Annotated in this window: 9 protein-coding genes; 8 read left to right on the forward strand and 1 reads right to left on the reverse strand. The window is 65.6% G+C overall.

Translation table 11 applies throughout. The features are described 5' to 3' along the window. Window positions 1-40: 40 nt before the first annotated feature. The gene (locus TEP_RS03665; RefSeq protein ID WP_132824304.1) at window positions 41-451 is read right to left on the reverse strand and encodes a hypothetical protein; all 411 of its coding nucleotides are present in this window, start codon (window positions 449-451) and stop codon (window positions 41-43) included. Between the two features lie 830 nt (window positions 452-1,281). Here TEP_RS03665 and TEP_RS03670 point away from each other — a divergent pair. From TEP_RS03670 to TEP_RS03705, 8 genes are all read left to right on the forward strand, one after another. After that, entirely contained in the window at window positions 1,282-2,220 is a 939-nt protein-coding gene (locus tag TEP_RS03670) for a nucleoside hydrolase (protein WP_132824305.1), read from the forward strand. An 86-nt stretch (window positions 2,221-2,306) separates the two neighbouring features. Then, on the forward strand, window positions 2,307-2,549 hold the full coding sequence (locus tag TEP_RS03675) for a type B 50S ribosomal protein L31 (RefSeq protein WP_006389217.1): 243 nt from the start codon (window positions 2,307-2,309) through the stop codon (window positions 2,547-2,549). A 296-nt stretch (window positions 2,550-2,845) separates the two neighbouring features. Continuing rightward, entirely contained in the window at window positions 2,846-4,123 is a 1,278-nt protein-coding gene (locus tag TEP_RS03680) for a citrate synthase (protein WP_132824306.1), read from the forward strand. Between the two features lie 679 nt (window positions 4,124-4,802). Then, entirely contained in the window at window positions 4,803-5,903 is a 1,101-nt protein-coding gene (locus TEP_RS03685; RefSeq protein WP_132824307.1) for a hypothetical protein, read from the forward strand. Between the two features lie 378 nt (window positions 5,904-6,281). Continuing rightward, the gene (locus tag TEP_RS03690; RefSeq protein ID WP_107380324.1) at window positions 6,282-6,788 is read left to right on the forward strand and encodes a CS1 type fimbrial major subunit; all 507 of its coding nucleotides are present in this window, start codon (window positions 6,282-6,284) and stop codon (window positions 6,786-6,788) included. Between the two features lie 50 nt (window positions 6,789-6,838). Next, entirely contained in the window at window positions 6,839-9,562 is a 2,724-nt protein-coding gene (locus TEP_RS03695) for a TcfC E-set like domain-containing protein (RefSeq protein ID WP_132824308.1), read from the forward strand. Then, the gene (locus TEP_RS03700; protein ID WP_240790625.1) at window positions 9,559-10,692 is read left to right on the forward strand and encodes a CfaE/CblD family pilus tip adhesin; all 1,134 of its coding nucleotides are present in this window, start codon (window positions 9,559-9,561) and stop codon (window positions 10,690-10,692) included. The genes TEP_RS03695 and TEP_RS03700 overlap by 4 nt, the downstream gene beginning before the upstream one ends. A gap of 19 nt (window positions 10,693-10,711) precedes the next feature. Then, window positions 10,712-11,410, forward strand: a complete 699-nt coding sequence (locus TEP_RS03705; RefSeq protein ID WP_132824309.1) for a pilus assembly protein — start codon at window positions 10,712-10,714, stop codon at window positions 11,408-11,410. The last annotated feature ends 19 nt before the right edge of the window (window positions 11,411-11,429 follow it).

Raw genomic sequence — 11,429 nt, forward strand, 5'->3', positions numbered from 1 at the left:
AAAAGCCTATCCACGCATGGTGTGGATCTATTGGCATCTGCTAGACGGCCGGCAACTGCGTACCCATGTATTCGGACAAACCACGGCAGGCCAGCAGCAGTCCTTCGCGGATGTCATCGCCTATCTGCTGCACTTCTTCGCCGTCCACGCGCACGCGCTCACTGGCGTGCAGCATCTCCAGCAGCAGGATCAGCCCGGCATTGGCGCGGTCGATGCGGGCCAGCGCCACACGTTGGCCAGGTGTATGCCAGCGGCTCGGCCACGGCTGACCATCGGCACCTTCGCCCTGGCGGATGCGCTTGAGGCAACGCAACAGGGTGAAGCCGTCGTCCGTAGGTCCGGTCGCGGGGGCGGCGAGGGTGGTTTCCAGCGCCTGCGCCAGCTCATCGGGGATGCTGGCGGCGGCATCGCCCAGCGTGGCGAACAGGAAGGGATAGCGGGATGCGGTCATGTCGGCAGTCCTTGTGCGCAAGGCAAGAGGCCACCCACGCGAAGGCGAAGGTGGCGGACGGTGAGTGGTTGCAATACCGGTGACTACCTCAAGAACGCCGGCGGGCGCGAAGCCCCCACGCACCGCCCGCCATAGAGCGCACGGACGGATTGCCTGCCGGACGCCACGCAGGAACACGCGCGCAACGCCGGCAGGCAAGCGTAAACAACAAGGCAGTCAAACGGGATTGCAAGCCCGTGCCATCCGTTGTCGATGGCCTCCCATGTTTTCCATGAAGGACTGTGGGCCTCAATGAGAAAAGTTGGAAAGATCGAAAACGCTGCAATTGCAGCGCGGCCCCGCCCGGCACGCCGATTACGTCATCTTTCCCGATCCCGCCGACGTCCATCCACGCATGGCGTGGATCTACCGTGTCGACCAAGGTCGACACCCACCAACAGCAGCAGGGTCGGCACCCACCAAAAGCAGGTCATGCCATTCCGACAGATCGCGGAAATCTGTCGAAGGCGGGGTGGGTCCGGTTGCGGGGGCGTGAGCCGCATGGATGCGGCGACCGAGCTTACATGGACGTACTTGCAGCGTCCCCCGCCACCGGACGCGGGGGCGTGAGCCGCATGGATGCGGCGACCGAGCTTACATGGACGTACTTGCAGCGTCCCCCGCCACCGGACCCACCCCGCCATCCCACGGAATGCCAGCTTTTGCCGTTGCCGTTGCCGTTGCCGTCGATTCTGTGGGTGCAGGGCGCAGCCCTGCCGAACCCGAACCCCCGTACTTGCAACGGTCATCATCCCGGTCCACACTTCGTTGCCGATCTGAAGACGGCAACGATGACCAAGAAGATCCCGCTGTTGATCGATACCGACCCCGGTGTCGACGACGCACTGGCCCTGCTGATGGCCTTCGCCGATGAACGGCATGACGTGGTCGCCCTGACCATCGCCGCCGGCAACGTAGGCCTGCAGTACACCGTCCGCAACGCCCTCAAGCTCTGCGACATCGTCGGCCGCACCGACGTGCCGGTGTTCGCCGGCAGCCCCGATCCGCTGCTGCATCCGTCCGTCGACGCCGCCCACGTGCATGGCCGCGATGGCTATGGCGATGTGGACCTGCCGCCGCCGAGCCGCCAGGCCGACGCCGAGCACGCCGCGCTGGCCATCCTGCGACTTTCGCACCAGCATGCCGGCGAACTGATGCTGGTGATGCTCGGCCCGCTGACCAACCTGGCGCTGGCGCTGAAGCTCGATCCGACCCTGCCCCAGCGCATCAAGCGCATCGTGGTGATGGGCGGCGCAGTCACCTGCCACGGCAACATCACCCCCGCCGCCGAATTCAACATCGCCTTCGATCCGGAAGCCGCGCATGTGGTGTTCACTTCGTTCCCGCACCTGCTGGTATCGGACTGGGAAGCCACCGTTGCCCACGGCCTGCCGTTGGCCGACGCCGAGCAGTGGCTGGGTGCCGATTCCGATCGTGCGCGCTTCTACGAGCTCATCTCGCGCAAGACCCGTGGCCTGTCCGAAGACAGCAAGGGCGGCCGCTGGTACACCGCCGACGCGCTGGCCATGGCCTGGGCGCTGAACCCGGAAGGGCAGCTGCAGGTCGAGTCGCGGCCGCTGAATGTGGAACTGAACGGAACGTTCAGCCGCGGCGCGACCATCGTCGACTGGAACCGTCAGACCGGCCAGCCGGACAACTGCGATCTGCTGATGGCCTACGACCAGGGGCGTTTCGAAGCCCTGGTACGCCAGGCCCTGGGTGCGGTCTGAGGTCAGCCCCCGCACTGGTTGCCCCGGGTGGCAACCAGTGCTTATAATGCCGCTCTTGACCACCAGCCCATTTACGGTGTGAGCCCATGAAGGCCGATATCCATCCGAACTACCGCGACGTCGTCTTCCATGACGTCACCTCCGATTTCAAGATCCTGACCCGCTCGACCATGAGCACGAAGGAAACCATCAAGTGGGAAGACGGCAACGACTACCCGCTGGTGAAGGTTGAAATTTCCTCGGCTTCGCATCCGTTCTACACGGGCAAGCACAAGGTCATCGACACCTCGGGCCGTATCGACAAGTTCCAGAAGCGCTACGCGCGCTGATACGTCGTACCCGGTTCGAACCGACGGCCGCGCTCTGCGCGGCCGTTTGTTTTTGTCCAGCGCCTACCCAACGGGCGTTTGGATGGACGGAACACTGCGTCCTTGTGACAACGCTTTTGCCGATCCCGGCCGCTCGCTGGCAGGGTGTCGGCTGCCTGTCGTCTACGACTTCTGTCTAGCGCCCGGTAAATGCTGCTGTGCGATAATGACCTGATCCCCGGCACAGGCCGAGGACGTCATTCACGTGCCTGACCAATGCGCTTGGGCAGGCGCCTTCCCATGAAGGAGCGCACACAGTGTCCGATCTTGATCAGGTCACGCTCAACGCCGGCGATAAGTCGGTCGTTCTGCCCGTCATCAAACCCACCCTCGGCAACGACTGCGTCGACATCGCGAAGCTGACCAAGGAAACGGGGTATTTCACCTACGATTCCGGTTTCACCGCGACGGCCAGCTGCAAGTCCGCCATCACCTATATCGACGGCGACAAGGGCGTGCTGCTGTATCGCGGCTACCCGATCGAGCAGCTGTCGGAGAAGTCGAGCTACGTCGAAGTGGCCTACCTGCTGATCAACGGCGAGCGCCCGAGCGCCGAGCAGCTGAAGGCCTTCACCGACGAGCTGGCTGCCGAAGCCAACGTCGATGAGTCGATCAACACCCTGATCGGCAGCTTCGCCAAGGATGCCCACCCGATGGCGATCCTGACCGCCGGCATCGCGCAGCTGTCGGGCATCTATCACGCCTCGCTGGACCTGTCCGACGCCGAACAGCGCCGCCAGGCTGCCGTGCGCCTGATCGCCAAGGTGCCGACCCTGTCGGCGCTGATCTACCGCCACGGCAAGGGCCTGCCGGCCAACAAGCCGGATACCTCGCTGGACTACGTCAGCCGCTTCCTGAAGCAGACCTTCGAGTCGGCTGACGGCAAGTACGAGCTGAACCAGGACGTGGTCAAGGCACTGGACCTGCTGTTCATCCTGCACGCCGACCACGAGCAGAACGCGTCGACCTCGACCGTGCGTATGGTTGGTTCGACCGGTGCAAACCCGTATGCGTCGGTCGCCGCTGGCGTCACCGCGCTGTGGGGTCCGGCCCACGGCGGTGCCAACGAAGCCGTGCTGAAGATGCTGGAAGAGATCGGTTCGGCCGACAACGTCGAATCGGCCGTGCTGAAGGCCAAGGACAAGACCTCCGGCTTCCGCCTGATGGGCTTCGGCCACCGCGTGTACAAGAACTTCGATCCGCGCGCCAAGGTCATCGGCGAGATGACCGGCAAGGTGCTCAAGCAGCTGGGCGTGCAGGATCCGCTGCTGGACGTGGCCGTGAAGCTGGAACAGGCCGCGCTGCAGGACGAGTACTTCGTCGCGCGCAAGCTGTACCCCAACGTCGATTTCTACAGCGGCATCATCTACAAGGCGCTGCAGATCCCGACCGAGATGTTCACCGTCATGTTCGCCCTGGGCCGTACCTCCGGCTGGGTCTCGCATTGGCTGGAACAGCAGGTCGACCCGGAAATGAAGATCGGCCGTCCGCGCCAGGTCTACACCGGCCACGACGTGCGCGACTACCAGGGCTGATCGCCTGCGGTAGGTTGTGCTGAAAACGCCCCGCGATCGCGGGGCGTTTTTTTTGCTTCGCTTTTGGTAGATGCCAACCTTGGTTGGCAAGCTCTCGGCGTCCGCGGAACATCATCCACGCATGGCGTGGATCTACTGCGCCCCGGCTCCGGTGGGTGCCAACCTTGGTTGGCACGATTTGGGTGTCCGCGAAACATCATCCACGCATGGCGTGGACCTACTGCGCTCCGGCTTCGGTGGGTGCCAACCTTGGTTGGCACGATTTGGGCGCCCGCGAAACATCATCCACGCATGGCGTGGATCTACTGCGCTCCGGCTTCGGTGGGTGCCAACCTTGGTTGGCACGATTTGGGTGTCCACGAAACATCATCCACGCATGGCGTGGATCTACTGCGCTCCGGCTTCGGTGGGTGCCAACCTTGGTTGGCACGATTTGGGTGTCCGCGGAACATCATCCACGCGTGGCGTGGATCTGCTGCGCTCCGGCTTCGGTGGGTGCCAACCTTGGTTGGCACGCTTTCCCATCCACGCGTGGCGTGGATCTCCTGCGCCCGGGCGCTTGGCACGATGTTCGCTGCGGCAAGACCGCGTGATTCAAGGGTCTCACCAGCTTCACAAGCGCTCGCGCAGCCTCAGGACGCCAGCTGCACCTGCAGCACTGATACGGAGCGTCCAACCCATGAGTACCCGTTTCGACCTGCCCGAGCGCGATCCACTCGGTCCTGACATCGCCACCGTGGTGGCCACTCCCATCGTGCCACCGCCCAGCGAAAGCGCGGTGTCCTGGGGCGCCATTTTCGCCGGCGCCGTTGCGGCCGCCGCACTGTCGCTGATCCTGCTGATCCTGGGTGTTGGCCTCGGCTTGTCCTCGGTTTCGCCCTGGTCGTTCGAAGGGGTGTCCAAGGAAACCTTCGGCTGGACCAGCGTCGCGTGGCTGACCTTTACCGCGCTGGCCGCTTCCGGTCTTGGCGGCTACCTGGCAGGTCGCCTGCGCACCAAGTGGACGCAGCTGCACGGTGATGAAACCTACTTCCGCGACACCGCGCACGGCTTCGTGTCCTGGGCTGTGGCGACCCTGCTCACTGCTGGCCTGTTGACCTCGGCCATCGGTGGCGTGCTGGGCGCCGGCGCAAAGGTGGCCGGCGCGACCGCAGGCGCAGCCGCCACCACTGCCGGTGCCGCCGTGGCCGGAGCTGGCAGCGCTGCTGCAGGCGCACCGGAGAGCGACCTCAACTACTGGGTGGATTCGCTGTTCCGCGGGGCCACCACGGCGGGCCCGGACGCTGCCGGTGCACCTCCGGTTGCGCCGGCAGCGGGCGCAGCGCCGGGTACCAGACCGATGGACCCTGCCGCACCGCCGCCGCCGCCGGCCGCCGCCAGCGTTGGCCCACGTGACGCCCGTACGGCCCCGCCGCCGCCGCGCCCGATGCCGGGCAATGGCCCGATGGGCGACCGCCGCGAAGTCCGTGCCGAAGTGAACCGCATCATCGTCAACAGTCTGCAGGGCGATGGCCTGGACCCGGCCGATACCCAGTACCTGTCGCAGCTGATCGCACGCGAGACGGGAATGAGCCAAGCTGAAGCGCAGGCCCGTGTGACCGACGTGCAGACCCGCATGCGTGCTGCGCTGGAAACGGCCAAGAACACTGCCAAGCAAGCTGCCGACGACGCGCGCAAGGCCACGGCCTATGCCGCACTGTGGCTGTTCATCACCCTGCTGATCGGCGCGTTCTTTGCCAGCCTCAGCGCCACCTGGGGCGGCCGTCGCCGCGACCTGTAACCCGCATCTGATGCAAGGAGACCTACCATGAAAACGCTTCTGCTCTGGTTCCTGGGCGTGCCGATTCCGCTGTTGATCCTGTACGCGATCTTCTTCTGAGCGCCGCATCCGCCATCCCATCAGGCCGCCGCAAGGCGGCCTGATGCATTTGGTGGTCAGTGCAATGAGGTTTGTTGCAAAGATCCGGTGAGGAAATTTGCATAACCCTCAAACATTGAACGCCTTCAAAGAATCTCCTTAACGTTCAGCCATTTAGGAATGGTTGAATGGCCGTCGCTGGGTAGGGGTACCTACCATTCTCTCCGTCGCCCGCCCCCACGCAGGCGGGTGATGCCTCCGCACTGGAGGCCTCATATCCCACCGTCCGAGAGAGACACCATGAACTCCATCCTGAAGAAGGCCGCGCTCGCTGCAGCGCTGGCTACCGTTTCGCTGTCCGCCAATGCATTCGATGCCGACATCAAGGTCTGGGCCGACGTCGATCCGACCCTGGCCCTGCTCAAGGCCGATGGCACTGCGCTGGATTCGGTGGTCAACATGGTCCACAACCCGGTCAGCGGCCTGGTGCCCTGGTCGCAGCAGGTGCGCATCTACTCCAACGATGAAAGCAAGGATATCGAAGTGCGTGTTGGCAGCACCCCGCAGCTGCTCAACACCGATGGTGGCGGCGCGCCGGTGCCGCTGACCGTCAGCCTCAATGGCAGGGCGCTGACCGTGGCGGCGCAGGATTTCTCCGCAACCGATCTGTTCGATGGCGCCATGCCCGGTGCGTCGATCCCGATGGCGCTGCGTATCGCGCAGACCAGCCCTGCGCCGATCACCCGCGGTGGCCGCTACGAAGGCATCGTCACCATCGCCATGCAGCAGAAGACCACCAGCCCGTAAGGCACCCGCGCCGGCCCGCTTGCCGGGCCGGCTGCTTCCGGTAATCCCCCATGAATGCTCCCGCACCCGCCGTCACCCGGCTGGCGGTCGCGCTCGCCCTGTCGCTGGCCACACCCCTGGTCGCGGCGCGCGGCGTTCCCGCCGGTTTCGAGGATCTGGTCGAAGGCCAGACCGAACACCTGGAGATCCGTCTGTTCGGTCGCTCGACCGGGCTGGTGCCGGTGCGCGTGACCCTGGAACACGTGCAGCTGGAAACCCCGGCCGAGGCGCTGCAGGCATTGCAGCTGTCCGCCGAAGCGCAGGCGGCGCTGCTGCCGGCGTTGTCGAAGCCGATGCCGCGCAACAGTCATCTGGCGTGCCGTTACGGCGGTGCCAGTGCCGGTTGCGGGTACATCGATCTTCCCCAGGAGCCCACTGCCGTGCGCGCGCTGTATGACGAAGGCGAGGGCGCTGTGCGCCTGTTTGTCGCCCGCCAATGGATCCCCGGCGAGCCAGCCGCCGAGCGCTACCACCAGGTGAGTGCCAATGCCGAGAACGCCTTCCTGCACCAGCACACCTTCAATGTCAGCGGTGGCCGGGGCTACCAGGCGCTGGCCGCGCAGGGCATGGGCGCACTGGGCGTGTTCCAGCGCGGGCACCTGTCCGCCGACTGGACCTTCAGCCAGCAGCACTACCGCGGTGGCCTTGCCAGCCGCCGCTTCCAGCTCGACAACGCCTACTACCGCCATGACCTGGGCCAGCAGCACTACCTGCAGGCCGGGCGCATGGACCGCCGCAACCTGAGCAGCCCGCAGGGCGGCACCTTCAGTTTCAGCATGCTGCCGATGGATCGCTTCCAGGGCCTTCGCCTGGGCACCACGCAGGCTTACGTGGACTCCGCCGCCGCCGTGCAGGCCACGCCGCTCACCGTGCTGCTGGCGCGCGATGCGCGTGTGGATGCATTCGATGGCGAGCGCCTGTTGCAGACCTTCTACCTGCAGGCAGGCATCAACCAGCTCGATACGCGCCGGTTCCCGATGGGCAACTACACCGTCAGCCTGCGCATCTACGAAGACGGCGTGCTGGTACGCAACGAGGACGCGCCGTTCGACAAGGGCGGTGACTGGACCGACAGCAGCGTGCAGTGGTTCCTGCAGGGCGGCCGCCGCAACGAGCGGCGCAGCGACCGCTTCGACGACGAACTGGCGGCCATGGGCGGCCTGCGCGTGCCGATGGGGCGCAACGTGGCCATGACCGCTGGCATCGCCGATCTGGGCGGTTTCAGCTACGGCGAACTGCGGGTGGACCTGCGCCATGTGTTTGCCACCCAGGAAGTCCGCGCCACCTTCAGTGGCATGCACGGCAGCGATGGCAGCCGTGGCCAGCAGCATCAGCTTTCCTACCGTCGCCGTGCTTCGTGGAATGTGTACCACCAGCGCATGCGCGGCCGTGCCTGCCAGTTCGAGGATGACGCGCGCGACCGGCTGGGCTGCGCCGATTCGCTCAGCGCCTCGATGGCGCTGCCGGTGGCCGGCGGCAACGCCTACGTGGCCTATACGCGCCGCCAGACCTGGCGTGCAGGCACCGTGCGGCCGGGGCTGGATGATGATCCGCTGGCCGGGCTTGACCCGCTGCTGCCGCCGTGGATGCCACAGCCCACGCGCATACCGCAGCTCGGCCGCACCTGGCAGGCCAGCTACAGCCGCAGCCAGCGCTGGGGCGAGTTCAGTGTCTCCAGCCGCATCGGCGTGTGGCAGCAGACCAGCGGCGGTGGGCTGCGCGACGGCCGTGACCGCGGCATCTACCTCAATTTCAGCCTCAACCGCCTGCAGCACGATGACCGCGGCAGTTCGCAGCGACGCTATGGCGTGGACGTGCGGCAACCACAGCATGCGCGCCCGGACATCAACTACAGCGCCGGGCAGACGCTGCGCCAGGAATACGAGGATCAGTACCGCGAGGTATCGGGCGAACTGCGCGGCAACAACAACGAGCGCTACAGCGCCACGCTGAGTACCCAGCTGCAGAACCGCATCGGCCAGACCGGTGCCACGGTGTCGCGCTACCAGCACCAGGGTGGCAACGAAGTGGCGTACAGCGCCACGCACAGTTCCGGCCTGGCCATCGGCAAGCGCGGCGTGTACTGGGGCGCCGGCGTTGGCGCCGACGCGGGGCTGGCGGTGCAGGTGGATCACACCGACGACTTGGACCTGAGCGGCGTTGCCGCCGAGCTGCAGGTGGGCGGGCTGCGTCGACAGCGACTGAAGCTGGGCGAGCGCCGGCTGCTGCCGATTTCCGCCTACCAGTCGCACCGCGCTGAAGTGCAGGACGCCAGCGCCCTGGACAGCATCGCCGCCGTGCGCGTGAGCGGTGTGGGCGGCGCGCGTCCGTTGTTCCTGCCACCGGGCCGGCTGGTGCGCATGCCGGTGCCGATTGAAGTGACCTACACCTTCATCGGCAACGCCCAGGACATCGCCGGCGAACCGCTGCGCGGTGCCCGCATTCTCAACGCGCCGGTGCCCGGCACCGGCAGCAATGGAGGTTTCGTGGCCGACTTCCCACGACGCGAGAAGACCCTGTACCTGCTGCAGGACGACCGGTTGCTGCACTGCCCGCTGCAGGTGCGCGAGCGCCGCAGCGTGGTGATGCTGGTAGGCGCCGTGCAGTGCGAGCCGCTGGCCGTGGCCCAGCTGCCCGCCGACATCCGCCACCAGGCACGGGTGACGCGGTTGCTGCAGGAGCAGGCGCTGATTGCCGCCACGCCACAGACCGCAGCAGCGGGAGGTGCGAAGTGAGCCGGCGCGTGTGGTGGGCGATGGCGGTGTTGTGTGGGTTGGTGTTGCTGGTGCCGCGAGCGAAGGCGCAACAGCCGCCGGAGACGCATCCGTCGAGCGAGCACCGCGACATCGTGATGAGCTGGGATCGCTCTGCGATGCCGGGAGATATCGAACTGTGGCCATCCAAAACTGTATTTGGATACGAAGAGCAGGGCACGCTGGGCTACGGTCATATGTTCATGACGTGCAGCTCGAACTCCAGCTCGGAACGCGGAAAGTGCCCGACTAATGACACTTTGGAGAACAGCGTAGGGGGCGTTAGCACAATCCCACTGAAGTTCACGGAAAGCCGCAGCGGCATGGAGTTGGATGTGGAAGTCACCGCTGCCATCCGTCGTATCGACGCTACGTTCGCCTGCAGCTTTGACTACTGGTCCGGGCCGTTCCGGCCAATATGGTCTTCCACCACCGGCTCATGCGCGGGTATTGATCGCGTGGGTACATCCGTCGAGATGAAACTGACTTCCGGTCAGTTGAGCCAACTTGTAGCGGGTCACTGGTCAGCCGTACTGGACCTGACGCTACGAATGCCGCCTCACCAGCACCTTGCGGACTACTCGTTCTCCTTCGACTTCACCATCACCGACCACAACGCGGTCTCCATCTACTTCCCGCTTTTCGACCAGGTCACCCCCCACGTCGGCCTGAACCTGCAATACGACCCGATCGCGCAGACCGTCGGCGGCCGTACCCAGCTCGACATGTGTCTGTATGACGGACTCGGTTCGCAGAGCAGTTACCTGGGCGTCACCGTGCGTGACAGCGGCGCGCAACCTCCTGGACCCTCGGGCTACTCGGTATGGCACGTCGATGGCGGCAGTGATGCCAGCCAGCGCGTGGACTACACCGTCACCCTGGATCACAACGGCAGTGCAGTGCCCCTGCGCAACGGCGTGGAGCAGCTGCTGCACGGCATCGACAGCGCACGGCTGCGGCTGGTGTTGCTGCCCGGCATGACGCAGCCGGTGTTCTGCGTGCCTACGCCATTGACGCTGGAAACACCGCGCGTGCCGGTCAGCACCAAGCGCCCCGGCTACTACAGCGGCGATCTCAAGGTGGAACTGCGTGTTCCTACCGTCACGCCCTGAACCCCACATGGAGTACCCGATGAAATCTCTAGTCCGCTGCCTGCTCCCGCTGTCGCTGCTGATGGCGCTGCCTGCCCACGCCAATCTGACCGTGCATCCCATGCGTACGTCGGTGGACGCGAAGAAGGGCGCGCAGATACGTATCTACTCGCAGTCCACCCAGCCGCAGTACGTGCAGGCATCGATCAAGCGCATCGTCGACCCGGCAGGAGCAGGTGAACAGGAGGTCGAGGTGGAGCCGAATGAGGCGGCCATCGCCATCACACCGGGCAAGTTCGCCTTGGCCGGCGGCGGCAACCGGCTGATCCGCGTCATCCCGCTGCAGCCGGTCGAAAAGGAAACGGCGTACCGCGTGTACTTCGAGGGCGTGCGCGGCCCCGAACGTGCGGACCCGGCAGGCGAGGGTGAGGAGGCCCAGGCCAATATCGGGGTCAGCCTGGTATGGGGCGCGCTGGTCAATGTACTGCCCGCGCAACCCACGATGGATGTGCAGGTGGAGGGAAATCACCTGCGCAACACCGGCACGGTCCGCGTAGGCATCACCAGCATCGCTGACTGCAATGGTGCGCGCTGCACCGCGCATGACGTCTCACGAAGTCTGTACCCCGGCAGCGCGCTGGAACTGCCATTTGCCCTGCAGCCGGGCCACACGCTGCAGCTGCGCTATCGGCTGACCCGCGATGGCTATCGCGAGCACGTGCACAACGTCGCGCTCTGAATGCATCACGCCGCTGCGG

The organism is Stenotrophomonas sp. TEPEL, assembly GCF_004348785.1.
Classification (GTDB): Bacteria; Pseudomonadota; Gammaproteobacteria; order Xanthomonadales; family Xanthomonadaceae; genus Stenotrophomonas; species Stenotrophomonas indicatrix.

What these genes read in the sequence shown, in the direction of transcription:
- TEP_RS03690 (WP_107380324.1), top strand. Translation starts at nt 6,282, where the DNA reads ATGAACTCCATCCTGAAGAAGGCCGCGCTCGCTGCAGCGCTGGCTACC.
- TEP_RS03670 (WP_132824305.1), top strand. Translation starts at nt 1,282, where the DNA reads ATGACCAAGAAGATCCCGCTGTTGATCGATACCGACCCCGGTGTCGAC.
- TEP_RS03695 (WP_132824308.1), top strand. Translation starts at nt 6,839, where the DNA reads ATGAATGCTCCCGCACCCGCCGTCACCCGGCTGGCGGTCGCGCTCGCC.
- TEP_RS03665 (WP_132824304.1), bottom strand. Translation starts at nt 451, where the DNA reads ATGACCGCATCCCGCTATCCCTTCCTGTTCGCCACGCTGGGCGATGCC.
- TEP_RS03675 (WP_006389217.1), top strand. Translation starts at nt 2,307, where the DNA reads ATGAAGGCCGATATCCATCCGAACTACCGCGACGTCGTCTTCCATGAC.
- TEP_RS03705 (WP_132824309.1), top strand. Translation starts at nt 10,712, where the DNA reads ATGAAATCTCTAGTCCGCTGCCTGCTCCCGCTGTCGCTGCTGATGGCG.
- TEP_RS03685 (WP_132824307.1), top strand. Translation starts at nt 4,803, where the DNA reads ATGAGTACCCGTTTCGACCTGCCCGAGCGCGATCCACTCGGTCCTGAC.